This window comes from Chryseobacterium indoltheticum, from assembly GCF_003815915.1.
In the GTDB taxonomy this organism is placed as follows: Bacteria; Bacteroidota; Bacteroidia; order Flavobacteriales; family Weeksellaceae; genus Chryseobacterium; species Chryseobacterium indoltheticum.
Genome location: NZ_CP033929.1, coordinates 462,210 through 488,264, shown reverse-complemented (window position 1 = coordinate 488,264; position 26,055 = coordinate 462,210). Strand labels below are relative to the sequence as shown.

The following is a 26,055-nucleotide window of genomic DNA, read 5'->3' as shown; positions in this document are numbered from 1 at the left end:
GATATTAGAAGTTAGATGTTAGATATTAGACTACAATTGCAACCCTAAAATTCTTCAATATAACTTTCTAACCTAAAATTTTAATGGGCAAGGTTGGCGAAGAAATCGTTTCCTTTATCATCGGTAATAATGAACGCCGGGAAATCTTTTACTTCAATTTTTCTTACGGCTTCCATGCCTAATTCAGGGAAATCAACGACCTCAACCGACAAAATATTGTCTTGCGCCAAGATTGCAGCAGGCCCGCCAATCGAACCGATGTAGAAACCTCCGTATTTATGACAAGCATTGGTTACATCTGATGTTCTATTTCCTTTTGCCAACATCACCATACTTCCGCCGTGACTTTGGAATTCGTCTACATACACATCCATTCTTCCTGCAGTTGTAGGTCCGAAACTTCCTGAAGCCATGCCTTCCGGAGTTTTTGCAGGTCCTGCATAATAGATTGGGTGATTTTTGAAATATTCAGGCATCGGTTGTCCTGCATCCAACAATTCTTTGATTTTTGCGTGAGCAATATCTCTTGCAACGATCAAAGTTCCGTTTAATCTTAATCTTGTTTTAATTGGATATTTTGAAAGCTCAGCCAAAATTTCAGGCATCGGTTTATTCAAATCAATCTCAACTGCTTCTTCCAAATGTGGCGGCGTTGCAGGTAAAAATCTTTTCGGGTCTTGCTCCAACTGCTCAAGGAAAATCCCTTCTTTCGTAATTTTCCCTTTAATATTTCTGTCTGCCGAACAGGAAACTCCCATTCCGACCGGACAAGAAGCAGCGTGACGAGGAAGTCTGATTACCCTAACGTCGTGCGTTAAATATTTTCCGCCAAACTGCGCTCCGATTGAACTTTCCTGGCAAATTTTCTGAACTTTTGCTTCCCATTCCAAGTCTCTGAACGCTTGTCCAGCTTCATTTCCTTCTGTCGGAAGATTATCATAATATTTTGCAGATGCTTTTTTCACGGCAGCCAAATTTGCTTCTGCAGAAGTTCCACCAATAACCAAAGCTAAATGGTAAGGCGGACAAGCCGCTGTTCCCAAATCTGAAATTCTCTCTTTTACAAAAGCCTCAAGAGATTTTTCGTTCAGTAAAGATTTAGTTTTCTGATAAAGGAAAGTTTTGTTTGCAGAACCTCCTCCTTTCGTTAAAAATAAAAACTCGTAATAATCCCCTTTTTTAGCATAAATATCAATTTGCGCCGGAAGATTTGAACCTGAATTTTTCTCATCAAACATCGTTAAAGGAACTACTTGAGAATAACGTAAGTTTCTTTTTTGGTAGGTATTGTAAATTCCTTTGCTTAAATATTCTCCGTCTTCAACGCCAGTGTAGACATTTTCACCTTTTTTACCCATCACAATTGCCGTTCCGGTATCTTGGCAAGAAGGAAGTGCTCCTTCTACAGCAACCGCAGCATTTTGCAATAAATTATAAGCAACAAATCTGTCGTTATCAGTCGCTTCAGGATCGTCAATAATTCTTCTTAAACTTTCTAAATGTGAAGAACGAAGCATAAAAGAAACATCTGCCATAGCCTCTTCAGCCAATAATTCCAAGCCTTTCGGATCGATCGTTAAAATTTCTCTTTCACCATGCTTTTCAACCTTAACGTAGTCTGAAGTTAATTTTTTGTACACCGTATCGTCCTTCAAAATTGGATACGGATCTTGATATTTAAAATCCATTTACTTTCTATTTCGGTGCAAAAATACGGCTTACGAGAAAAAACATGAGCAAAATCAGCGACTTAAACTGTATTTATAATGATTATAAATTGCGAGGTTTTTGAGCATTGCTTAACTTTATGAATTGAGGCTGAGGTTAAGATTTAGAGTAAAAATTTCTTAAGCTTAAACTCAAGCTCAGCCTAAACCTTAATTAAACAATTTCACAATGAATTACAGAATAGAAAAAGACACCATGGGTGAAGTGCAGGTTCCTGCAGATAAGTTTTGGGGCGCACAAACGGAACGTTCAAGAAACAATTTCAAAATCGGTCCGGAAGGTTCTATGCCACACGAAATCATCGAAGCTTTTGCTTATTTAAAAAAAGCTGCGGCATTTACAAACACCGATTTGGGAGTTCTTCCTGCCGAAAAAAGAGATATGATTGCAAAAGTTTGCGACGAAATCTTAGAAGGTAAACTGAATGACCAATTTCCTTTGGTGATCTGGCAAACCGGTTCGGGAACACAATCGAATATGAATGTGAACGAAGTGGTCTCCAACAGAGCACATGTAAACAATGGCGGAACTTTAGGCGATAGATCGGAAGTTCATCCGAATGATGATGTGAATAAATCACAGTCTTCAAACGATACCTATCCAACTGCAATGCACATTGCGGCTTATAAAAAAGTGGTTGAGGTAACCCTACCTGCAGTTGAGAAACTAAAAAATACGTTGAACAAAAAAGCAATCGAATTTAAAGACATTGTAAAAATCGGAAGAACGCATTTAATGGATGCTACTCCACTTACTTTAGGTCAGGAATTTTCAGGATATGTTGCCCAATTGAATTATGGAATCAAAGCATTAAAAAACACATTACCACACCTTTCAGAACTTGCTTTGGGAGGAACTGCAGTTGGAACAGGCTTAAATACACCTCAGGGTTACGACGTAAAAGTTGCAGAATATATTGCAAAATTCACTAATCTTCCTTTTGTAACGGCTGAAAATAAATTTGAAGCTTTGGCTGCTCACGATGCAATTGTAGAATCTCACGGAGCTTTAAAACAACTAGCGGTTTCTTTATACAAAATCGCTCAGGACATCAGATTATTGGCTTCAGGGCCACGTTCAGGAATTGGAGAAATTCATATTCCGGAAAATGAGCCGGGTTCTTCAATTATGCCGGGAAAAGTAAATCCGACGCAGAATGAAGCTTTAACAATGGTTTGTGCGCAGGTTTTAGGAAACGATACAACGATTTCGTTTGCAGGAACGCAGGGAAATTATGAACTGAATGTTTTCAAACCGGTAATGGCTTACAATTTCTTACAGTCTGCTCAGCTAATTGCGGACGCATGTATTTCATTTAATGATCATTGTGCCGTTGGGATTGAGCCGAATCACGCAAGAATCAAAGAACTGGTAGATAAATCTTTGATGTTGGTTACCGCTTTGAATACGCACATTGGTTATGAGAATGCTGCAAAAATTGCAAAAACCGCTCACAAAAACGGAACAACACTGAAAGAAGAAGCCATCAATCTTGGCTTTGTGACTTCTGAGCAGTTTGACGAGTGGGTGAAGCCTGAAGACATGGTGGGAAGCCTAAAATAGATTAAATATTGATAAAACAAAAACACTCCACAGAAGATCCGCGGAGTGTTTTTGTTTGTTAATGTGAATGTTATTTTTTTATATTCAATTCTTATACCAAATTGAAAAATTCGTCAATTTATCATAATTATTTTTTGTTGAAGAATAGTATTGCCTCATGAATATTTTTATCCTGTAACAAATCATCAAAATTATCCTGCTTTGAAACAGCAATATCTGGTATTATCTGTTCATAATAATTCCCATTTCTATCGCAATCATACCCAATGCTTAATGGCATTCTGGCATCAAAAGGCAGAGTTACCACCATATTGGAAGTTGTTTTCCCTAAAGTTTTTTCTCCTATAAAAATGGTACTCGGTCTTCCTTTAAAAGCCAAAGCCGTCACTTCTCCGGAGCTTGCCGTTAATCCGCCAATGATTACTGCAACTTTAGATTTATTTATCAATTCTCCACTTGGCTTTATATAAGAAGGTTTCTTTTCTCCTTGATCGTAAACTCCTTTATTTAATTTTGTAGAATTAATCAGTTTTTTATCGCCGTCAAGAGTTCCCCAAACTACATTATCGCCTAACAAATCATATAAAGCCAAAAGCATTGGCGCTAAATTTCCGCCTGTATTGAAGCGAAGATCTACAATCCACCCCTCCAATTTATTGTTAGCTTTTAATTGAGCTATTTTGTCATATAAAGGCTGAGCAATTTTATGAACATTTTCAGAACTAAAATCATCAAACGAAATATTTGGCATTAAGATGTAACCATACTTTTCATCTAAAACTTTTGCTTCGAATTCTGGTTTAGTTTTAAATTTTATCATCCACGCATCACTGAAGTTCTCCCATTGAATATCTACTGTCGGACCATAATTTTTCCCCTGATACATTACCTTAGAATGATCTGCCCCAATTTTATCAAGCAAAACCTTCAATTCTTTTAAAGAACTTTTAAAGTCTTTTGCCGTTTCAAGATTTTTAAATGTTTCAGCCTTTAATTTCTTCCAGTCAAAATCTTTTTTGTGTAAATACGCTACTTCTAACGATTTAAACACTTTATCATAGAAAACTTTTGTACTGTCTTTTGACGTCTTTATTCTTTGCGCATTGATATTGATCGTGAGACAGAAAACGCAGATGAGTCCTAAAAGCTTAGTCATTATTGTTGATTGATCCATTTATCTAAATTACCATCCCAAAGCTACTCCAAAAACCAAAGCTTTGTCATTTTGAAAATAAGAATCTTTAAAGAAGTTGCTGAAATCTTTTTTCACAAAAAGACTTATATTATCATACGATACTGTAAACTGAGCCCCGTAAACAAAAGGATTTACCTGATAATTTGATCGGTCTCTGATATTTTTATCTTCTCCTTTCACAATATTATTGGTTGACATTTTAATTCCGCCATACATATTCGCTCCCACCCTGAAACCATCTGAATAGGGTCTGTACTGAACATCCATTCCTGCATTTTTCAGTTTAGAGAAATTATATTGAAAACCAAGCGGAACCATAATATAACCTGTTCTTAATTTAGCCTTATCAAGACTTCCTTCAAATTTAGATAGTGAAACTTCTCCGTTTTGTTTTGTAAAGACCATATTATTATCTGGACGAACGGTTCTCCAGGAAAAGCCTAATCCGGAAATCAACCCCCACGGACTGGTTCTGCCAAACTGATAATTGAATTTAAAACCAAATTCAAGATTATTGGCGTAACCTAAGTTTTTATCTAAATCATTATCTGCTTTATCATTCGTCAACGTCATGATTCCATAAGAAACATATCCGTCAAAGCTTTTTTTAGGCCGAAACTTTTTCAGTATTTTTTCTTTTAACTCTTCGTTTGAAGTCACATCAGAATTCAAAAGTGAGTATCTTACCTGTTTCTGAATGACCTGATCCAAATCAAAACCCAACGTTTCAATTCTCTCGTCAATCTTTTGTGAATAGTTATCTGCAATCTGAGCTTTTTGCTTATCAAAATCGGCTTTATCTAAATTTTTAGCCTGAAGAACTAACAATTCAGATTCCATCAGTTTCTTTTCTTCCTGAATAATGGCATTGATTCGTGTAGCATATTCTTCCACCTTCTCCTTTACAATCGGGCTAACCGTAGTGTCTTCTTTTGATTGAAGGTTTAAACTTAACGATTTTCTTTGTGCATTTATTGAGGTCGCAACAAGGCACAACATTCCTGTGATGATAAATTTCTTAATCATGATATTATATTTTTTTTAGTTTAAATTGAATTATTTTGTATTGAGGTCGATGGTCGCAACATTGCTTCCGTCCTTAGATTTTTCGATAACATCTTTATGCTCTACCGAGAAAAGCAGCGTCGAAGGATCTACATATCTTTTCTTTTTCTGAGTCTTTACAGAGTCAGCTTTCGCCATAATTTTTGTTGGCGAATTCAGCGTAATGTGTGAAGCGATAGCTGAAGGATTTTCTTTAAATAAAGGCAGATTATTGTTGACAGGAACTACTTTTTCGACTTTTTCTTCCGAAGGAATATTTTTTATCTGAGACAATTTTCCGTGATCCTCTTTAACGATAATTTCCTGTGAATTTATTTTTTCAGGCTGTGTTTTTACATTTTCTTCTTTCAAAGAAGGTGTTTTCACTGTTTCAGCAACCTGTATTTTGGGTTCGGATTCGTTATTTAAAAACAAAACCGCTCCTAAGCCAAATACCAAAACAAAACATGCGGCAAGCAACACCCAGTTCAGGCTAGATTTTTTTGAACTAGTATTTTCGGTTTGAAACTGAATTTCTGACCACAAATCTCTTGAAGGAGTCACTTCCCGCTCCTCGATCTGCTTTTTGATCTGATATTCCAAATTATTTTTAAACGTGTTCATTTTTCAGTTTTTTTTGTTGTTGAAAGTAAACCTTTCTCAATTTTTCTTTTGCTCTGAAGAGTTGTGTTTTGCTTACTGCCAAAGAAATATTTAGCGTATCTGCAATTTCCTGATGCGAATATTCTTCAATCACATAAAGGTTAAAAACCATTCTGTACGCATCCGGAAGCTGATCTAAAAGTTCCTGAGCATTAAAATCAAAATCGATTACCTCTTCATGTAAATCTTCCAAAACAGAAGCATGAACGTCGTCGAGATAAAAAACCGTCTTGCGGCTTTTGATAAAATTAAGACATTCGTTGACTACAATTTTTCTAGCCCAACCTTCAAAGTTTCCTTCACCACGAAAGCTTTCTATATGTTTAAAAATCTTGCAAAATGCTTTGATCACGCAATCTTCCGCCTGATACAAATCGCTGACGTAGCTTTTGGCTACACTCAGAAATTTTTTTACACTCTGGTCGTAAAAGATTTTCTGCGCAGCCGGTTCCTGCCTTTTAAGGCGGCTTAGCAAATCCTCTTTTTTATTATTAAACAAAAGCTTCATGGTTTATTCTGTTTCTATAGTAAAGACAGCAAAACTTTAAAATGGTTACAGAAAATTTTATTTTTTCAATTAAAACAACATAACCAACTGAAAATGAATAATATATTTTTTTAAGAATTTATATTTAAAGAGATGTTTTTTCTGTAGATATTTCCTGTTTGCCTAAACTTACCTGATCAGCAAAATATTTTTCAAGATCCTGTAAGGTTTCAGGAGTGGTCTGAATATCACGCACAACTTCTCCTTTATTGACCACCACAATTCTATTACAAACTTCCGTCGTATGCGCAAGATCGTGACTCGAAATTAAAAAAGTAACTCCATTTTCATTTGCAAAATCACGAATCATATTTTTTAGCTTGATTTGTGTAGAAGGATCCAGATTCGCAAAAGGCTCGTCAAGAATAATGATTTCCGGCTTACCAATTAAAGCACCTACAATTCCTACTTTTTTCTGATTTCCTTTTGAAAGATCCCGAACGTATTTTCCTGAGTTTACAATTTCACCATTAAAAAGATCATGAAACTGCTTTAAAAATTCGTCTACCGAAGCTTTATTCTGCCCTCTCAATTCGCCGATGAAATAGAAATATTCTTCAGGAGTAAGATAACCGATCAAAAAGGTTTCATCAATAAACGCTGAAACTTTATTTTTCCAGGCTTCAGATTCGTTTACTTTGATATTATCAACACTTACAAAGCCTGTTGTCGGCTGAATAAGGTCAAGAACAAGACTGAAAAGTGTAGTTTTTCCCGCTCCGTTGTTTCCGACCAAGCCGAAAGTTTCCCCTTTTTGAATTTCAAGATTTTCTATATTAAGAACGGTTGCATTTCCGTATGTCTTTTTTAAATTCTGTATTGTAATCATGTTGTTGAATATTGGATGTTTGATTTTAGGTGATGGATGTTTATATTTTGACATACCAATTCACTTTTACTTTTAACTTTAACCTTGGCTCTTTAGCTGTTAATCTTTTTTAAATGCTTCTAAAGTGCTGTACTTTTCAGATTTATATTTTTTAATAATAATATCGAATATTTTTTCGCGTAAAACGAATCCCAACAGCCCCAATGCTGCGATACTTATTACTGCCGCCTGAATGCCAAAAAAGTAATTCATTGCGCCGTAAACTGCCATTGGTAAGATCATTTTAGGAATCATAAGAATCAGGGCTTTAAAGCTGAAACTATTTTTTTGCCCTACTCTTTTCTCTTTTAAATTAAGATCAACCTGGGTTTTATTGTAAGCTCCCGACCAAAGAGTAAATTGTGAATTGACACCGATATTGTAAAGCCCCGCTGCAAAAAAGGCGAAGTACACATCCCATCCGAAATATGCGTAGAAAAGCGCCAGCACAATACAAAATACAGTGACAATATTCAGCAGCCACCATTTTGCCTTGATGTACTCTTTATACGGAACATTGAGCGTCATCATCAACGGATAATACGCACTGTCGAAAGACGGAACACGCTGCCCAAAAGTAAACTGAAAGCCTCCGGTCACAAAAAGCCCCATAAACATTAATGCTGTAGGCGTTTGATAATATTTATTAGTAAACATTAATAATCCGTAAAACACAAACATAAAACTACCGAGCAAAATGCCTTTCGTCACCTTGTTTCTCTTCAGCATTCTAATATCATTGTTAATAAAAGTTCCTATTGCGCCGTATCTATTCAGAAAATCTATATTTTCGGTTTTACCAACCACTTTTTTGGCTTCAAGACCTTCATCAAGATAAAAACCTTTGCGGATATAATTGAATGTTATTTTCCACAATCCTGCGAACAATGCAATCGGAATGAGCACAAAATAAGGCTTTTCAAAAATAGTATAGAAAAACGTTTCCGAATAAAACAATGTCGGGATTACATCATAGTACGTCAATAACGACACTACCGCGATAATTACTCCGACGCCGATCGCAATTTTCTCTTTATCGTTAAAAAGGAAATTCAGAAAATTATTGAGATAAAACAGAAGCGAAACGCCGACAAACCAGGAAATCGTGTTTAAAGTACCATATCCGTTGAAGAGCATTATTCCGCAAAAAGTAATAAAGAAAAAGGAATTCATCCAGCTGAACGGACTTAAAAAAGTTTTGATCAAAGTATAATTAACCACTACTTTTTTAGGAATATTTAACGTCAAAAAAGGTTTTATATTCTGGGTAGGAAGCTGCTGAACTATATATTTAAAAATAAGATCTACCACCCAGGCTATGATCAGGAATCGGGAAACCATCTTCAGCGGGTTTTCTCCCATTTCTTTTTCTACATAGAAATAAGCCAGGAAAGCCATTCCTGCAAAACAGAAAATAAAGTAGAAGATCCCGATCATTCGGAATATCTTCATCAGCAAATTCAAACCGACCGAAGATCCTCTAAAAAAACTTTTCCATTCCAGCTTCAAAAATCTTTTAAACATAGTTTACTTTTTAAATATTAGTAAAGAAAAGTTTAAAATTGTTACATAATTTGTCACTAAATATGGGGATAGTCGCAATTTCAAATAATTAAGATTCATAAAAAGGTTTTCAATTTTATTCTAAACAACATTTGGGCACTTATAAATGTATTTTTCGCAGTACTACACCATAATTAATACAAATAACCCACACTATGTTATTATAAATAGTATATTTGATACCATTAACAATTAAAAACACAATGATATGCCAGTACAGTATTCACTAAGTGAGAAGGGAAACCCTTCTGATCAAACAGCTCCAAAGAAATTCTACACCAATGCAAAATCTACAGGTGAAGTTACTTTCCGTAGCCTCAGTAAAGAAATTGCAGGCGGCTCTACTACAGTAAGCGACACCGATGTTTTAGCCGTATTGAACGATTTGACGAAAGCACTTGCTAAGCATCTTTCCGAGGGAAGAATTGTAAGATTCGGAGATTTCGGATCTTTCAGCTTAACGTTGAGCAGCGAAGGAGCCGAGACCGCCGACAAGTTTAATTCTTCTATGATTAAAAGCGCAAAAATCGCTTTCCGTCCCGGAATTGATCTTAAAGAAATGCTTGCTGTTGTCAAGTTTGAAAAAGCTAAGTAAGCAATTTTAAAAAGCAGGCGTGCATTTTAAAATTGCACGCCTGCTTTTTCTAAAAGCTCCCGTGGATTTGTGTAAATCGACGGGAGCTTTTTGTATAATCGTCGAAAGGATTTTGGAATAAGCATTATAGAACTGGATGATATTGTAAAGCCAGAAGAAGGTTACCCGGCAAATAAAAAAATACATTGAAAGAAAATTGAAGTAATAATTTGATTCAAAATCGAACTAATAATTATAATGGCTCTGATAAAATTACAGAAAGCCTGTCGGATCAAATTGCTTCATTAAAAGAAGAAAACCAACGGCTGAAAAAAGAAATAGAGCAGCTAAATAAAATATAAACAAAATGCCCGAAGAATTTCTTCGGGCATTTATACTATAACTTCTCGATATGATTTTTTCCAAAAATCTACTCGAAGTGACGGTGGCTACAATACCATTATTAATTACTTCACTTCAACAAAATTATCTTCAGGATTTACATCTGCTAATCTGTGACTGAAATCTATTCCTAAAACTCTCAACTGAGATTTGTTGTATGGAACTGTGAAAGTATATTCTTTCTGCGTCCAAGGCCAATACTTTAAAGTAGTAAATTCTCCGAATGCATCTTTGGTTTTCCAGGTATGCGTCATATTTAACGGAATCTGATAATTAACTATTTTATTATCGGCAGTAATGACACTAAAATCAATCGGCATCGGAATCTGACTGTTGTTAACTAAAGTTACCGTTGTAGATTGAGCACCATATTGTACATCCTTAATTCCGTAATCAATGGTTTTTGTGGTGTTGATCCAATAATGATGAAACCATTTCAGATCCATCCCCGAAACTTTTTGTGCAATATGAAGGAAGTCTCTGTCGGTAGGATGTTTCAAGCTCCATTCTTTGAAATATTCAGTCATGATTCTAGATAAATTTTCTTCTCCAACAATATATCCTAATTGTACCAAATACAATTCACCCTTCACATAACTGGCATAAGAATATGCTGTTCCATTATCGTGGTGATCACCCAACCAAACTGCAGGCTCTTCAATTCCTTTTTTTAGAAACTTTCTATAGGCATCAATCTTTTCAACGAAAGCATTCGGTCGGTTATCTTTTGGTGGGAATAGCTGATGCATCACGTAACTTTCGGCATAACTTGTAAACCCTTCATCCATCCAAGGTCTCACAGGTTCGTTGGTTGCCAGCATTTGCTGATACCACGAGTGAGAGCCTTCGTGAGCCATCAATCCCATCAAATCTTCAATATTTTTGGCTTCACCCAAAATCATGGTACACATTCCGTATTCCATTCCGCCATCACCCCCTTGAATGAAAGCATAAGACGGATAAGCATATTTCCCGAATTTAGAATTCATAATCTGGAAATATCTGGTGACATACGGTTTTGCTTCATCCCAAGCCTTTGTTTTATCGTTTTTCTGATACACAAAATACACTTTCGGACCCTGCGGAACATCGAAACTTTCTACCGAATAATCCCTGTCTGCAGCCCAGGCAAAATCGAGCATGTTTTTGGCAGTCCATTTCCAGGTTGCTTTATTTTGATCAGCTTTAATCTGTGCTGAAGCATCATAGCCTTTTACTTCTTTTGGATTTAAAAGTGTTCCTCCAGCTCCCACAACATAATCTTTATTTATTTTAATCGTCACATCAAAATCTGCGAACGGTGCGTGAAATTCTCTTCCTATATAATCAAAAGTTGCCCAACCATCATAATCGTATTCTGCAATTTTAGGATACCATTGCGTCATCGTCATATCGACACCTTCACGGTTGTTTCTTCCGCTTCTTCGGATTTGTTGCGGAATTACAGCATCCCATTCCATTATAAAGGTAGTTTTTGAATTAGGCTTGATAGCTTCATTTAGATAAACCTTCATTACAGTTTCCTGGATTTCAAACTTCAGCTCTTTGCCGTTTTGTTTGATCCAATGGATATTTTGTGCACCTTCTTCGTTTTTTGGTATTGAAGCCAATCTTGAAATTCCTTCTTTCTGTAATCTTGAATCCCCATTTTTTCCCTGACTTGCCACTCTTTGATCCATCATTGAGTTTGGTTTAAAAGCATTCCAATACAAATGGAAATACACCACATTGAGTTCGTCTGGCGAATTGTTGCGGTATTTTAAGGTTTGAGTTCCTTTATAAGTAAATTCTTCTGCATTGACGTCGATATCCATTTTATATTGTGCAGCCTGCTGATAATAGGCGTTTTGCTGTGCCTGAAACTGCGAAATAACAAATGCAAAAAGGATTATAAACGATTTTCTCATTGATATAATTTTATTTTTTTAAAGGTAAGTAATTTTTAAAAGAAGCTCAAATGTGATTATTTAAGGTCTATTGTGTGCTTTGATTATTTAATAATGATAATGTTAAAATTTTCTGTTGTAGAATTGGTGAATTTATATTTCCCGCAGATCACACGGATTAACACAGATGAATACGTAAAAAAATCTGTGAACGTCAGAGAAATCTGCGGGAATTTATTGCTGTTTTTTAGAGAAACTTTCTTTCCCCGACCCTAAAGGGTGGAAAATTTCTTAACATTCGTCAAGACTACACTCTTTTGGGATGGAAAATTAATTTTGATTTGGAGAGTATTAAACATGTTAGAGATTCTTTAATACGTTTAAAAAGAAATTTCCTTTCCCCAACCCTAAAGGGTGGAAAATTTCTTTTGACATTCGTCAAGACTGCACTCTTTTAAGATGGGGAAATTAATTTTGCTGAATTTTGGCGAGATATTAAACCCAAGCAATTGGCATTATACGTATTGAAAAAACAAAACCTCAAATGCAAAAACACTTGAGGTTGATTTTTAATTTAAAGTAAATTATTTTTTAGATGAAATTTCTTTCTTTCCGCTTTGTAAGATCTTTTCAAGGATTCTTAAAGTAATCAGATATGTTGGTTTTACTCCCGTCAATCCCAATCCTCCTGAAGAAAGCGTAGCTCCAGTTTCCAAAGGATTATCTGAAGCATAATAAGCGTAACTCACAAAAAGATCCGGTGCAATGTGATGTCTGATTTTTGACGCCACCTGAATTGCTTTCTGGTAATGTGCACCTTCCATCTCAAGACCAATCGCCTTCCAAGAAGTATTCATAAAATACTGAAGAATATCTCTGTTTTGAAGGGATGTTCCCAAAACGGTAATCATCGGTCCTTCAAAAGCATTTAATTCATCATCTTCAAAATCTTCCAATTTCAAAGCATTTTCGAAAGGATAATTGTCTGCCGTTCCTTCAAAAATATGAGAAGTAGGAATCATAATGTCTCCTTTTCCACCTTCAAGAATTCCGGCTTTCCCCATAATAGAAACCGATTTCACCTTCATCATATATACTTCGCCTTTTTGCTCAAAAGGCCTAAGCAATTCATCCATCACCTCAAAAGCCTGTTCGCCAAATGCATAATCGAAGACCATGATGACATCGTCTCCGTCATATTTCAAATGTCCGAAAGGTGTATTTTTAAGATTGGTTTTGCTTAAATCGATAATCTGAACGTCGATGTTACTTCCACTTTTATCATTAATATAGATTAAGCCTTCATCCAAAGCATATTTTGAAACTTTATCACGAAGATCTTTTTTATCTGAAATATCTCCGTACAGCTTGTAATCTACTTCTTTCGTATCTTTTTTCTTTAAAGCATCATTTCCGTACAGCATATTTTTTACAGAGTGCATGTTTGCCGAAATAATGTGTAACGGACGCATATGAAGATCGTTTTCAAACAAAACTTCTTTCACTTTGTGAGCCCATTTCTCTCCAAAATAGTGGTGCCCTACTCTTTCTTTAAGGATTGCACTGAAATAAATTTCTCTTTCACGGCTCTGTTTAGCATCTTCCAAACTTACTTTTCCTAAGTGGTAAATGATTTTGAATAATCTATCCAGATTATCATCGTCGCCGAAAGTATTGTAAGCGTTCAAAGTTTCATCAAAAGTTCTTCCTATTAAAGATGAAAGATGAATCAAAGCCACTTCTTTTTCTCTTCTGCTGAATTTTTTCTCACCTTTTACAACTTCTTCGATGATCTTGAAAGCTCTTGTCGGCTTCCAGTTTTCATCCTGAATAAATGCGAGGTTACGAATTTTATCTGCTTCTATAAATAAGAACGTTAAATGCGTAAGAATATCATAGATTTCTGAACGACCCAAAAGAACTTCGATGTTCATCTGATGTTCGTCGATTCGGTAACAGTTTCTTCTTCTCTTTTTAGGAACGATCGGCTCGAAACTTCCTTTGTCAAAACCTTCATCTGATGTAAGATGAATGAAAGCGCATTCTTCAATACCTTCTGGAAGTCTGTCTAAAACATACATCAAACCATCCAATTCCAATTTGCTTGGAATGCTCATGGTACCGTAAATTTCCGGATTGATCATCTTCAACAAACTTCTAATGCTTTCTCCAGAAACTCCGCTCGGCTTAAAAAAACCTCTATAAAACAGGTGTCTCATAGATATGTATAGTCTTTCAATTGCCTCGGTAGTTTCTCTTGCTCTAGAATTTGTCATATATTAAAATTTTTATAAAAAGTCTGCTAAGTTACGTAAAATATATTTAATAATTTAAACTACTTTAAATCAAACGATTATCATTTAAACTAAATTTTTAAACGATTTAAAATTAATATTTACGGCTCTGTTGTGAAAGAAAACTAGAATAAGTTTTCTTCATATTAGAAATAATATTTAATCTATTCTTTCCAGCTTCCTTGCTTCTTCTTTTACTTTATTATAACTAACATTTTCTACGGTTTTTATCAGCTTTCTATTTATATACAATTGCAAAGTATATGTATTGTTTTGTGTAGGAGTAATTAAAATTCCGTCTTTTGGTTTTCCTTCAGCATCTAATTGAATTCCAGTAATGATGTTGTTTTCTTCTGTTTCTTCGATAAATTTGTTACCTGATACTTTTTCTGCCAAACGATTGAAATTCTCCTGAAGACTTGCGCTTTCTTTCACCATCATATAAACTTTATAAAACAATTCCGTTCCTTCGGTAGCCTCCATCGATTCATCCATTGGGTTTATAGCCGTCGAAATAATTTTCCCTCCTTTTTCATGATAAGCAATAATGCCTTCTTTATATTTTGACTCTAAATAATCTTTTCTTGTGTCATCAATGACTTTTCCGTCGATTGAAAGTTGTTTATTAAAAGTGTTTTGGGATTGTCCTATTTTAATCTCCGCCTTTCTGTTTGCCTGCATATCGCTGACTTCAATAGCATTACTCTTCAGTTCAAAATGAAGCCTGTTAAAATAATGCATCGCAAACAGATCCCAATCAAAACTTTTTAAGACTCCGTTTTTCCAGTATTTGATTGTAAACTGCTTTTCATTCAGGATATATTCTGCACCGTCAAATATTTTTCCGTCTTTATACGTTGATTTGACATCATAATATTGATGTCTGTAATTATCCATATTTTTCAGATAATCATTTGAATATTGAAATTTGGGAATTCCATTTTCAAAATAATCAACCTGCTTAAACTCCCGACTATAATCGGTTTCAAAATACCCTGAAAAAGGTTTACCATTTTTAAAAATACCTTCGTAAAATTCCTGCGGTTTTTCTGTAATACTAAAAGAATAATCTTTAACCTTCACCAAAATTCCGTTTTCGTAGAATTTTTGCTTTTTAATATTGTCCTTATTATAATGATCTTCAAAAAATATCTCTTCGATAAGTTTTCCGTTTTTGTAAACTGAATTTTTGTCATCATTAACTAAAGTTCCATTGTAAGGCTCGTCATTTTTATACTCTAAGGTTCCTGCAATTTTGCCATCATTATAAAAAGTAGTTACTCCATTTAGCTTTTCATTTTGAATAGTGTAGGTTTTTTGTAAATTTTCTAGTCTGTAACTGAAAACTTTCTGCAATCCTTTTTTCTTAAAATTTTCTACAGAAATTAATTCCGATATGTTATCGCCGGTTTCAATAACAAAAGTTCCGTTATAAGGTTTTCCGTTTTTATAAATTCCTTTGGCTATAATTTGCTGATCTTCATTTTTTGCAACCGCTTCTCCTTCTTTAGTACCATTTGTGTAATTTACATTGACATAAATATCTCCGACACGCTCATCAAAATTTCCATTAAAAGGCTTACCTTTTTTATATACTCTTTTGTTTTTCACCGTTCCCTTTTCAGAATACTCAATTTCTTCACCATCCTTGAGACCGTTCAGATAATTGGTTTCATAATAAGTTTCACCTTTCGGAAAATATAGAGTTTCCTTACCTGTTTTTTCTCCATCAATGATTTTTGAAGCAGATTTTACACCTGCTGCAAAATTGTTTTGAAGATAATAAGCATATTCAGTCCCATTTGCAACCCCATTTCCATATTTTTCAAAATGATTTTCTTGTAAGGATTGAATAAGCTTTCCCGATTTGTCGTAATTTTTTTGTCCAATCGGCTTAAAGCTGTAAAAACTGATCTCATAAAGTATTTCCTGAGCAAGTTGTTTTGAATCTTTCCAAAATATTTTTTCAGAAATGGTTTTTCGATCTTTCGACTTACTGGTAGAAACGTTTTCAATAGGAATCTCTGTCGGAGCCACAACTTCTACTATTTGCGAAGAAACTTCATCCGTCTGTGCTAAAGCCGGCGATGGCGGAAGAACTACGGCTTCTGTGAGAACCTTCGGCTTATCATTATCATCATCAGATTTTGAATTATAATCGTAATCGTCATTATTTTTTACTTTTTCAAAGCTTCCACTTGTCGGTTTTCCTTTTGTATAAGTTCCCTTCATTAAAATTGCTCCATCGGTACCGTAAATTAAAGCTTCGCCCTCTTTCACACCATTTTTATACTGAACTTTTTTTCTAATCTTACCATTTGGATGATAATATAATAAGGTAAGGTTCTTTGTGTCATTTCTGTATTGCCTGAAATTATCATCATTTCCATATTCATCATACCAGACAATATCGCCAACGTACGCATCTTCATCTTTTTTAAAAGCATATCCTTCAAACTGCGGAGTTCCATTGATATAAAAATCCTGAATTAAGACCAATTCGCCAATTTGTTTCATAGGCATTACTCTGTAATAAGATGCTTTCGCCTTTGAAGTCACCTTCCAATCCTGATCATAATAAACAGGATCTGTATTTTGGCAGAAAAACATTTTTAAGAATAGTAAAGAAATAATAAGGGACGTCTTTTTTATCATTTGAGTTGATTTACTCAAAATTAAGAAATTCTATACTTCTTTTACATTTCTTTTCAATAACAATTAATTTAATCAAAATATAAAACACACCATGAAATTTAAAGGGTAATCTAAATTTAAAACATTAAATAAAATAAAAATTTATAAAAAAATAGGGGTATCTTATTTTTAAACCATATTTTTTGTAAATTTGCGCTGTAAAATCAAACCCAATATGTCAACTTTAAGATTCAAAGCGTTAGAAACTTTACCATTTAAGGACTTTAGAAAAGATAACTCTATCGAAGTTCCTGTAAAATTGTCAGAATTATTCTGCCAGAATGTTTTCTCAGAAGAAACCATGAGAGAATATTTGACAAAAGAAGCATTCCAATCTATTTTGGATGCGATGAAAAAAGGAACTAAAATCCAGAGACACATCGCAGACCAGGTAGCTGTAGCGATGAAAGACTGGGCAATGAGCAAGGGTGTTACTCACTACACACACTGGTTTCAGCCATTAACAGGAACTACTGCAGAAAAACACGATTCTTTCTTCACTCCAATCGAAGGTGGAAGAGCTATTGAAAGATTCAGCGGAAACTTATTGATTCAGCAAGAACCGGATGCATCTTCTTTCCCGAACGGTGGTATCAGAAACACTTTCGAAGCTAGAGGTTATACAGCTTGGGATCCTACTTCTCCAGCATTTATTATGGGAACTACTTTATGTATTCCTTCTATCTTTATTTCTTACACTGGAGAAACTTTAGATTACAAAGCACCATTATTGAGAGCTTTGAACGCTGTAGACGAGGCTGCAACAAACGTAATGCAGTATTTTGACAAAAATGTAACAAAAGTAACTCCTACTTTAGGTTGGGAGCAAGAATATTTTTTGGTTGATTCAGCATTGTATCAATCTCGTCCGGATTTAGTTTTAACAGGTAAAACCTTGTTAGGACATTCTCCTGCAAAAGGACAACAATTAGATGACCATTATTTCGGTTCTATTCCTACAAGAGTAATGAACTTCATGAAAGAATTGGAAATCGAATGTATGAAATTGGGAATTCCGGTTACTACAAGACACAACGAGGTAGCTCCAAACCAATTTGAGCTTGCTCCGATGTTTGAAGAAGTAAACGTTGCGGTTGATCACAACTCTTTGTTGATGGACGTTATGGCAAGAATTGCTCACAGACATCATTTCCATATTTTATTCCACGAAAAACCATTCGCAGGAGTAAACGGAAGCGGAAAACACAACAACTGGTCTTTGGCAACTGATACAGGTGAAAACCTTTTAAGCCCAGGAAAAAATCCTAAAAAAAACTTACAGTTCTTAACATTCTTCGTAAATGCTATTAAAGCGGTACATGAATATGCGGATCTTTTGAGAGCAAGTATCGCTTCTGCAAGCAACGACCACAGATTAGGTGCAAATGAAGCGCCACCGGCAATTATTTCTGTATTTATCGGAAGCCAATTGTTCAGAGTTTTGGAAGAGCTTGAAAAAGTAACAGAAGGAAAACTATCTCCAGACGAAAAAACAGATTTAAAACTGAATGTTGTTGGGAAAATCCCTGAAATTTTGTTGGATAATACTGACAGAAACAGAACTTCTCCATTTGCATTTACAGGAAATAAATTTGAAATCAGAGCGGTAGGTTCTTCTGCAAACTGCGCAGAATCTATGACGGTAATGAACACGATTGCTGCAAAACAATTAAACGACTTCAAAAAAGAAGTTGATGCTTTAATTGAAACAGGATTGAAAAAAGACGAAGCCATCTTCAATGTTTTGAGAGAATACATCAAGCAGTGTAAAAACATCATGTTTGAAGGTGACGGATATTCTGATGACTGGGCTGTAGAAGCTGAAAAAAGAGGATTAAACAACTGGAAAACAACTCCTGAAGCATTGAAGCAGGAAATGAATCAGAAATTTGTTGATCTTTATGAAGAATTAGGAATCTTCAATCACAGAGAAGTAGAAGCAAGAAACGAAATCAAATTAGAAAAATATTCTACCGTAATTGATATTGAAGCAAGAGTTTTGAGTGATATCGCAAGAAACCACATTATCCCTTCTGCTTTAAATTATCAGAACAGATTGATTGAGAACGTAAAAGGTCTTAAAGAAATTTTTGAAGACAAAGAATTCAAAACTTTGGCGAAAGAGCAAATGAGCTTAATTACCAACATCTCACAAAACGTTTCTAAAATTAAACTAGGCGTTGAAGATTTGATCGCAGCGAGAGAAGCAGCAAAAGCTGTTACAGAAAGTCAGACGCAGGCAGAAGACTACTGCAACAAAGTAAAACCTTTATTTGACATTATCAGAGACGCTTCTGATGATCTTGAAATGATGGTAGATGATGAGCTTTGGCCAATGACGAAATATAGAGAAATGTTATTCACAAGATAACATCTGTAAAGTTCCATATTAGTGAGGTTCTCCGGTTTTCCGGGGAACTTTTTTTATGTTTTTTTAATACTGTTTTTGAGAAACTGAGAAATAGCAAAATCCGATGAATAGAGGAAACTGCATATATTTTGTTAAAAAATCTTAATAAAAAAAACCGCTCAATCACCAAAATAGGCGCGTGGCGGTTTGTTTTTCTTTAACATACTTAATCAATATGTTAAATTGTGTTAAATCAAGAACCTGACAATAATCATATCGAGGCTGTCTTGGCTGGAATATCTACTTTTGTAATGCTTTAGAGAAATAAATATACCTTTTTAACACGGATAATTAAAAATATATGAAGAAAAGAGTTTTGTTTTATTTAGTTGCTTTCGTTTCTACAATATCACTACAATCATGCGTTACTAATTACGTAGTTTCAAAACCGGCAACTTATGCTAAAGAATACAAAACAGATGCCAAACTAGCTGCAATAGATACTAAGATGGAGAATGATAAAAAGTTGTTAATCAACTCTTTTATCTCGGAAAAAGCAGTGGCAATCTCAAACGCTAGAAATTCTTTAAAAAATTCTGAAATCGCAAAAGCGATCAAACATAATAAGACGATTGATAATATCTTAACAGAAGCTCAAACTTATCTTGGAACTCCTTACAGATACGGAGGAATGACAAGAAACGGAATCGACTGTTCAGCATTTGTATTATCAGTTTTCGGCGCTGCAGCAGGTCTTACTTTACCAAGAGTAGCAGCATCTCAGTCTCAGGAAGGAGAAGCTATTGATAAAGAAAACCTTCAAAAAGGAGATTTAATTTTCTTCTCTCACGGAAAAAGAATTTCTCATGTAGGAATTGTAGAAAGTGTAACTGAAGAAGGAGAAGTAAAATTTATTCACGCAGCAACTTCAAAAGGGGTAATGATCTCTTCACTGAATGATTCTTATTGGGGACCAAAATACAGGTTTGCAAAAAGAGTGATCAATGAGAACGGAGATAACTACAACAACTTAGCATCTACTAATTTTTAGTCTTAAATAATTGATTATATAAATGAAGCCATCAAAATTTGATGGCTTTAATTTTTTGTTTTAAAAATAAGGCTGGAATACTCCTGTCAATAGAATCGGGCTTTAGCACGATTAAGCATTTTGCTTAAAAAATTTGGCTTTAGCCAGAATCTACAAAAAGTTTATAAGTTTTGGCTAAAGCCATTTGTATACTGTCATTTTTTAAACGGGCTGAAGCCCATTCCTATTGATTTGTATAGTAGATGAACTTCCGTTTAATATAATTTAAATCAGCTGTTTTTATCGATTTCTATATCAAATTGACGAAGTAGTCCGTGAACCTCAGAAAGTGAGAATTTTGTCTTCTTAAGCTTATTAGATTCGGGATTGATGATGTAATTGAAAGATGTTCTTAAATCCGCTTTCTCCATATTGGTTCTTTCGAATGTTGCTCCGCTAAAATCGCAGTTTGAGAATACAGAATTCGATAGATCAGCTTCAGCAAAATCGACTTCAATCAGTTTACAATTTTTAAACAATGTTCTTTTGATGGAAGTTTTATAGAAAACAGAATTATTCAAAGCACATCCTTCAAATCTGAAAGACATTCCAAACTCGTTACAGTCATCGAAGTGCATCCCAAACATTTTGCAGTCTTTAAAAATAACATCACGAAAAGCGGTTCCGACTAATTTCGTCATGCTTACATTACAATCAACGAATTCACAGTTGGTAAATTTAAAGTTAGAAAAATCGGCATATTCAAAATTGCAGTTCCGGAACGTACAGTTTTCATATTCTCCAACTTCTAAAGATTGTTCTGTAAAATTTATATTATCGAAAATGTCATCAATAACGTAAGCTTCTCTCATAAATTTTATGATTTTATTTAGTGGAAAAATTAATAGAAATTTTATTTAGCTGATTTTACAGATTGAGCAGATTTAATATCATTTTTGAACAATGCTTGTAAACTTCCATTATCCCGCTTCAAACTTCCAGCTTTACACCAAGCTGTTTTTGTCTGCGTAATTGAGTTTAAAGAAAATAAAAGTCATCATAGAAAAGGCAAGCAACGAACTTCCTCCGTAACTAAAGTACGGTAACGGAATACCAACGGTTGGAAACAGCCCCATAACCATGCCTAAATTAATAGAAAAGTGCATCAACAGGATGGAAGCAAAGCAATATCCAAAAACCCTGTTAAACACAGATTTTTGCTTTTCTGAGAGATAATATATCCTTCCGATGAAAATCATGTAAGCAAAAACCAAAACTGCACTTCCTACAAATCCCCATTCTTCTCCAACGGTACAGAAAATATAATCGGTTTCCTGCTCAGGAACAAACTTCCCCTGAGTTACGGAACCTTCACGAAATCCTTTACCAAACATTCCTCCGGAACCAATCGCCGTCTTTGAATACAGCAAATTATATCCTGAAGTATCACGAAATTCTCTTTCACCCTTATACAAAACTTCGACACGCTCCTGTTGATGTTTTGGCAGTTTCTCGAAAATGACCGGCGAAATAAATGACAATGCCGCCAGTAAAAGAATTACGCCTACTCCTGGTAAAAGAGTATATATATTTTTGCGGAGAAAAGCTGCATTAAATGCAAACCACAATCCGCCAATTACAATAATAAATACTGTGAAATACCACAAACTCCATTGCAGAGGATCATTAAGATAGTTGGCGATAAGAAATACCGCTCCAAAAAGCCCTCCGATTAAAAATAATTTTCCGGAAAGACCTTCACGATACAATGCAATAAAAAACGCAGTAAATACAAGTAACGACCCAACATCAGGAATTGATAATACAACAACGGCTGGAATACCAATTATTGCCAAAGCTGTTATTAATGATTTTGTATTTTTAAGATCGAAATCTGCTCCGGAGACATAATTTGCAAGCATTAAAGCCGTTCCAATCTTTGAAAATTCTACAGGCTGCATGGTAAAACTCCCGAATTTATACCAGTTTTTCTGACCGAGAATTTCTGTTCCGAAAACATGGAGGCCGGCAAGCATTAAAACTCCACCGATGTAAATAATTCCTGACATATTTTCGAAAAACTTACTTCGGCTGAAGAAAATAATTAACCCTACAAAAATTGAAATTCCAAAAAAGATCAACTGTTTTTTACCTAAACCTTCATCTACACTGTAAATATTGGCTATTGCAAATAAGCAAAGCAGAAAATACAGCCCCAAACCTAATTTATCTATTCCTTCTGTCCATTTCATGGTTTACGGTTTTTTGGGTTTAACAGTTTGGGCTTTTTGCAGTTTTTCTTTCGCTTTCTTTACAAGATTCAGACTGTCTTGTATTCTTTTCAATTTTATAGAATCCGGTTTAGGTTCTTTATACAAGCCTTTTCTTTTCAGGTCGACAATCCATTGTCTTTTATATTCAGGCATGAAGCTCGACGTAATCATTTTTTTGTAAAGATGTTCACGTTTCAGATCTCCGGTAATATATTTTTCAGCAATTACTGTACAGGCTGGTCCGGCCCAGGTAGCACCAAATCCGGCATGTTCCATTACAGCAACAACAACAATTTTGGGTTTATCTGCGGGCGCAATCAATACAAAAATAGAGTTATCTTTCCCTTGCGGAACCTGCGCAGTTCCGGTTTTTGCTAATTGAGTAAAATCTTTAGACATCAAACCTCTTGCAGTACCTCTCAAAACAACAGCCTCCATTCCCTTTAAAACAGGTTCGAAATGTTTTGGATCGACTAAAGTATGATGTTTCTTTTTGAATCTCGGATCAGGATTTGGTCTTCCATCAATTGATTTTACAATATGCGGTGTATAATACCAACCTCTGTTGGCAATTGCCGCAACATAATTGGCAAGCTGTAAAGGCGTTACCATTACATCACCCTGCCCCATTCCGTTGTAAATGGCACCCGTCGACATTTCATCCCAATTCTTATAATCCTTTCTGGTAGAACCATTTGCTTTAATGATTGCTTTAAATCTTCTTTCATAAAAATCCCCTGAAGGAATTCTTCCTTTTGCACCAACTGCAAAATCATTATTCAGAAATTCCCCAACACCGAAGCTGCTCATGATTTTCTTCCATTCGTCAACACCTTTTGATGGATTTCCGGGATATTTTTTAATGATTGCTATAAATGCATACGTAAAAAAACAGTTACTCGAAACCTGAATAGAAGGAATCAACGGATCTGCTCCACCGTGACCTTTAATTCTTTTCCCTTTATAGAAAAATCCGCCACCACAGGGGAAAATTGTATTTTCATCCATTACTCCCATTTGCATTGCCGCCAAAGCCGTCAACAGTTTGAAAGTCGATCCGGGAGGATAACCTGCCTGTAAAGAACGGTCGAAAGTGGGTTTGTTTTCGTAAAGCGTATCTTTTGAAAGTGCGTAAAGATTTTTAGATTTATTCGGTCCGGTAAAAAGATTAGGATCAATATCCGGTCCTGTTGCAGCTACTAAAACTTCACCGTTATTTGGATCTATTGCCACTACCGCCCCATGTTTATTCACAAGCATTTCTTCTGCCATTCGCTGAAGATCATAGTCAATAGTCAATGTAATATCTTTTCCGGTGATAACATCTTTATCTAAAGAGCCGTTTTTATAAGGCCCAACATTCCTAAGTTTTATGTCTTTCTGAATATATTTAATTCCCTTTACACCGCGAAGTTCTTTTTCGTAAGATTTTTCAATCCCTGTTTTCCCGATGAGGTCGCCCGGAAGATAATAAGTAGAATCTTTTTTGATTTCTCTATCGTTTACTTCACTTGTATATCCCAAAAGATTTCCGGAAGTAGAGACTTCGTACTGTCTTTGAGGACGCTGAACGATACTGAAAGCGGGATATTTGAATATAATTTCCTGAACTCTTGCTATTTCCTCTCTGCTTAGATCTTTAATGAAAGTCATCGGCGTGAGTTTGGAGTAATATTTTTCAGCTTTAATTAAGTTAATTCTTTTAATGAAATCACTCTTCTCAATTTTCATTAAATTACAGAAAGCCAAAGTATCAAAATCTGGTTTCATTAAAGCCTGAGTAAAAGAAATTTCGTAGGCAGGCTGATTTCCCACCATTATTTTTCCATTTCTGTCGAAAATAACTCCACGCTGCGGAATAACATATTCGGTTTTGATGGAAGTATTGGCTGCATTCAAGGCATAACGATCTGTAAACAGCTGTAAATAAGAAAGCCTTGCTACAAAAATAAGAGCAATGACAATGAGAATCGTTAAGATTTTTATATGGCGTGTGTTCAAACTTTCTGTTTGATTTTAAAGATTAATGCGTAAACTATGATAAATATAAAGGAAATTCCACTAGTTACCAACACATTAAGTAAGATTTCGAAAATTCTGCTGAATTTAAAAAACTCGATATACTGCACCAGAAGCTGATGCAAGAAGATACTTGAGAACAGAAACAGTAAAAACTGCGTCCACTGCAAAGACTGAAATGAGAAGAAATCGGTAGAAGTATCTGTAGACGTACGGAAAATTATCGTACGGAAATAAGCAATCAAAGTAGTTGCCAAAGCATTGATTCCCCAAGAATATAAAAAGGCATCAATTGATAAACCGATTAAAAAACTTAAAGCTAAAAACTGAAATCTGTTTCTAAAAAAAGGATAAAACATCACAAAAACCGGATATAAAACCGGAGTGAATTTACCGAACAGCGTAATTCTGTTCAATACAAAAATCTGTAATGCAACCAGAAAAGCCATGATCAAAAGATCTGTAAATATGGTTCTGCTAATCATTTTCTTTTTTTATTACAGCTTGCATAGTATCCTGAATTTTCTGAACCTCCGCTTTTTTAAGATTTTTAACCACGAAAACTTTATTTAAAGCTCCCATTTTCTCGCTTAATTCCACTGAAATATCCCAAAATCCTGTTTTATTATCTACGGTATATCCCGCAATTTTACCGATCATCACTCCTTTAGGGAAAATTGCTGATTTCCCATCGGTTTCAATGGTATCGCCAATTTTCAGGGAAACATATTTTGGCACATCTGCCAGATGCATCAATCGGGAGTTATCTCCTCTCCACGTCAAAGTTCCGAAATATCCCGAATTTTTCAGCGCAGCATTGATTCTGATTTTATTAACGCTTAAAACCGACTGTACTAAGGCATAACTATCGGTAGAATTAATAACAATTCCGGCAATTCCTCTCGGTGACATTACCCCCATTTGAGGATAAACACCGTCTCTTGTTCCGCGGTTGATTGTAAAATAATTATTTCTTCTGTTGATGCTGTTGAAAACAATTTCACCATCTACAAAAGTATAGATTTGGCCACCACCCAAAGTATCATGTACTTTTCTGAATTGTGGATTTGCAGCGCCTTTTTTTCCGTAAAGCTCAACCATTAAGGCCTTATTTTGAGCAACAAGATCTTCGTTTGTTTGTTTCAGCTTTAAATAAGAAACACCTTCATCAATATACCCGGAAACCCAGGAATTGAAAGCCGCAGTCTGCCCTGCAAGCCAAGATTGCTGCATGGCGTTTTTAGAGAATATCAAAATGAGAGCAATAATTTGCAGAAACATAAAGAATACAAAAAGAGCATTCTTCGAAAATAATCTCAGCAAAAATCCCATTCAGATATAAAGTCGTAAAAAGTTAAAAAA

Annotated in this window: 19 protein-coding genes; 4 read left to right on the top strand and 15 right to left on the bottom strand. The window is 35.1% G+C overall.

From position 1 onward, the window contains the following. Positions 1-80: 80 nt before the first annotated feature. Entirely contained in the window at positions 81-1,688 is a 1,608-nt protein-coding gene (locus EG358_RS02345) for a fumarate hydratase (protein WP_076561282.1), read from the bottom strand. A 208-nt stretch (positions 1,689-1,896) separates the two neighbouring features. Here EG358_RS02345 and fumC point away from each other — a divergent pair, with 208 nt between their 5' ends. Then, positions 1,897-3,291, top strand: a complete 1,395-nt coding sequence (fumC, locus tag EG358_RS02340; RefSeq protein ID WP_076561281.1) for a class II fumarate hydratase — start codon at positions 1,897-1,899, stop codon at positions 3,289-3,291. 127 nt (positions 3,292-3,418) lie between these two features. On the opposite strand, the gene EG358_RS02335 is transcribed toward fumC, so the two are convergent. From EG358_RS02335 to EG358_RS02310, 6 genes are all read right to left on the bottom strand, one after another. Further along, positions 3,419-4,465 (bottom strand): S41 family peptidase, encoded by a 1,047-nt coding sequence (locus EG358_RS02335; protein WP_228442357.1) that lies wholly within the window; start codon positions 4,463-4,465, stop codon positions 3,419-3,421. Between the two features lie 9 nt (positions 4,466-4,474). Beyond that, positions 4,475-5,512 (bottom strand): outer membrane beta-barrel protein, encoded by a 1,038-nt coding sequence (locus tag EG358_RS02330; RefSeq protein ID WP_076561280.1) that lies wholly within the window; start codon positions 5,510-5,512, stop codon positions 4,475-4,477. 30 nt (positions 5,513-5,542) lie between these two features. Beyond that, positions 5,543-6,154, bottom strand: a complete 612-nt coding sequence (locus EG358_RS02325) for a hypothetical protein (protein WP_076561279.1) — start codon at positions 6,152-6,154, stop codon at positions 5,543-5,545. Then, positions 6,141-6,701, bottom strand: coding sequence for an RNA polymerase sigma factor (locus tag EG358_RS02320; RefSeq protein ID WP_076561278.1), 561 nt, complete (start codon positions 6,699-6,701; stop codon positions 6,141-6,143). Before EG358_RS02320 ends, EG358_RS02325 begins: the two co-directional genes overlap by 14 nt. Before the next feature lie 124 nt (positions 6,702-6,825). Further along, entirely contained in the window at positions 6,826-7,569 is a 744-nt protein-coding gene (locus tag EG358_RS02315) for an ABC transporter ATP-binding protein (protein WP_076561337.1), read from the bottom strand. Positions 7,570-7,668: 99 nt separating this feature from the next. Continuing rightward, entirely contained in the window at positions 7,669-9,132 is a 1,464-nt protein-coding gene (locus tag EG358_RS02310; protein WP_076561277.1) for a DUF5687 family protein, read from the bottom strand. A gap of 247 nt (positions 9,133-9,379) precedes the next feature. Between EG358_RS02310 and EG358_RS02305 the strand changes: the two genes are divergently transcribed. Continuing rightward, a complete protein-coding gene (locus EG358_RS02305) occupies positions 9,380-9,766 on the top strand; it encodes an HU family DNA-binding protein (protein WP_076561276.1) in 387 nt (128 codons plus the stop codon). 446 nt (positions 9,767-10,212) lie between these two features. Here EG358_RS02305 and EG358_RS02300 read toward each other — a convergent pair whose 3' ends face one another. From EG358_RS02300 to EG358_RS02290, 3 genes are all read right to left on the bottom strand, one after another. Further along, positions 10,213-12,054 (bottom strand): M1 family metallopeptidase, encoded by a 1,842-nt coding sequence (locus EG358_RS02300; RefSeq protein WP_076561275.1) that lies wholly within the window; start codon positions 12,052-12,054, stop codon positions 10,213-10,215. Positions 12,055-12,617: 563 nt separating this feature from the next. Next, entirely contained in the window at positions 12,618-14,309 is a 1,692-nt protein-coding gene (locus tag EG358_RS02295) for a DUF6909 family protein (RefSeq protein WP_076561274.1), read from the bottom strand. Positions 14,310-14,486: 177 nt separating this feature from the next. After that, the gene (locus EG358_RS02290) at positions 14,487-16,982 is read right to left on the bottom strand and encodes a toxin-antitoxin system YwqK family antitoxin (protein WP_115596397.1); all 2,496 of its coding nucleotides are present in this window, start codon (positions 16,980-16,982) and stop codon (positions 14,487-14,489) included. Between the two features lie 214 nt (positions 16,983-17,196). Between EG358_RS02290 and EG358_RS02285 the strand changes: the two genes are divergently transcribed. Together EG358_RS02285 and EG358_RS02280 are read left to right on the top strand one after the other, a co-directional pair. Continuing rightward, positions 17,197-19,392: a glutamine synthetase III family protein gene (locus tag EG358_RS02285; RefSeq protein WP_076561272.1), complete on the top strand. Its 2,196-nt coding sequence runs from the start codon at positions 17,197-17,199 to the stop codon at positions 19,390-19,392. Positions 19,393-19,732: 340 nt separating this feature from the next. Continuing rightward, positions 19,733-20,422: a C40 family peptidase gene (locus tag EG358_RS02280; protein ID WP_076561271.1), complete on the top strand. Its 690-nt coding sequence runs from the start codon at positions 19,733-19,735 to the stop codon at positions 20,420-20,422. 269 nt (positions 20,423-20,691) lie between these two features. On the opposite strand, the gene EG358_RS02275 is transcribed toward EG358_RS02280, so the two are convergent. The 5 genes from EG358_RS02275 to mreC form a co-directional block, all read right to left on the bottom strand. After that, the gene (locus EG358_RS02275; protein WP_076561270.1) at positions 20,692-21,273 is read right to left on the bottom strand and encodes a pentapeptide repeat-containing protein; all 582 of its coding nucleotides are present in this window, start codon (positions 21,271-21,273) and stop codon (positions 20,692-20,694) included. Positions 21,274-21,405: 132 nt separating this feature from the next. Next, positions 21,406-22,653 (bottom strand): rod shape-determining protein RodA, encoded by a 1,248-nt coding sequence (gene rodA, locus EG358_RS02270; protein WP_076561269.1) that lies wholly within the window; start codon positions 22,651-22,653, stop codon positions 21,406-21,408. A gap of 3 nt (positions 22,654-22,656) precedes the next feature. Further along, entirely contained in the window at positions 22,657-24,675 is a 2,019-nt protein-coding gene (locus EG358_RS02265) for a peptidoglycan D,D-transpeptidase FtsI family protein (protein ID WP_076561268.1), read from the bottom strand. Next, on the bottom strand, positions 24,672-25,178 hold the full coding sequence (locus EG358_RS02260; protein ID WP_076561267.1) for a rod shape-determining protein MreD: 507 nt from the start codon (positions 25,176-25,178) through the stop codon (positions 24,672-24,674). Before EG358_RS02260 ends, EG358_RS02265 begins: the two co-directional genes overlap by 4 nt. After that, entirely contained in the window at positions 25,171-26,025 is an 855-nt protein-coding gene (gene mreC, locus EG358_RS02255) for a rod shape-determining protein MreC (protein WP_076561266.1), read from the bottom strand. Before mreC ends, EG358_RS02260 begins: the two co-directional genes overlap by 8 nt. Between the last annotated feature and the right edge of the window lie 30 nt (positions 26,026-26,055).

Coding starts and splice junctions, on each gene's coding strand:
- EG358_RS02345 (WP_076561282.1), bottom strand. CDS start 1,688: ATGGATTTTAAATATCAAGATCCGTATCCAATTTTGAAGGACGATACG.
- fumC (WP_076561281.1), top strand. CDS start 1,897: ATGAATTACAGAATAGAAAAAGACACCATGGGTGAAGTGCAGGTTCCT.
- EG358_RS02335 (WP_228442357.1), bottom strand. CDS start 4,465: ATGGATCAATCAACAATAATGACTAAGCTTTTAGGACTCATCTGCGTT.
- EG358_RS02330 (WP_076561280.1), bottom strand. CDS start 5,512: ATGATTAAGAAATTTATCATCACAGGAATGTTGTGCCTTGTTGCGACC.
- EG358_RS02325 (WP_076561279.1), bottom strand. CDS start 6,154: ATGAACACGTTTAAAAATAATTTGGAATATCAGATCAAAAAGCAGATC.
- EG358_RS02320 (WP_076561278.1), bottom strand. CDS start 6,701: ATGAAGCTTTTGTTTAATAATAAAAAAGAGGATTTGCTAAGCCGCCTT.
- EG358_RS02315 (WP_076561337.1), bottom strand. CDS start 7,569: ATGATTACAATACAGAATTTAAAAAAGACATACGGAAATGCAACCGTT.
- EG358_RS02310 (WP_076561277.1), bottom strand. CDS start 9,132: ATGTTTAAAAGATTTTTGAAGCTGGAATGGAAAAGTTTTTTTAGAGGA.
- EG358_RS02305 (WP_076561276.1), top strand. CDS start 9,380: ATGCCAGTACAGTATTCACTAAGTGAGAAGGGAAACCCTTCTGATCAA.
- EG358_RS02300 (WP_076561275.1), bottom strand. CDS start 12,054: ATGAGAAAATCGTTTATAATCCTTTTTGCATTTGTTATTTCGCAGTTT.
- EG358_RS02295 (WP_076561274.1), bottom strand. CDS start 14,309: ATGACAAATTCTAGAGCAAGAGAAACTACCGAGGCAATTGAAAGACTA.
- EG358_RS02290 (WP_115596397.1), bottom strand. CDS start 16,982: ATGATAAAAAAGACGTCCCTTATTATTTCTTTACTATTCTTAAAAATG.
- EG358_RS02285 (WP_076561272.1), top strand. CDS start 17,197: ATGTCAACTTTAAGATTCAAAGCGTTAGAAACTTTACCATTTAAGGAC.
- EG358_RS02280 (WP_076561271.1), top strand. CDS start 19,733: ATGAAGAAAAGAGTTTTGTTTTATTTAGTTGCTTTCGTTTCTACAATA.
- EG358_RS02275 (WP_076561270.1), bottom strand. CDS start 21,273: ATGAGAGAAGCTTACGTTATTGATGACATTTTCGATAATATAAATTTT.
- rodA (WP_076561269.1), bottom strand. CDS start 22,653: ATGAAATGGACAGAAGGAATAGATAAATTAGGTTTGGGGCTGTATTTT.
- EG358_RS02260 (WP_076561267.1), bottom strand. CDS start 25,178: ATGATTAGCAGAACCATATTTACAGATCTTTTGATCATGGCTTTTCTG.
- mreC (WP_076561266.1), bottom strand. CDS start 26,025: ATGGGATTTTTGCTGAGATTATTTTCGAAGAATGCTCTTTTTGTATTC.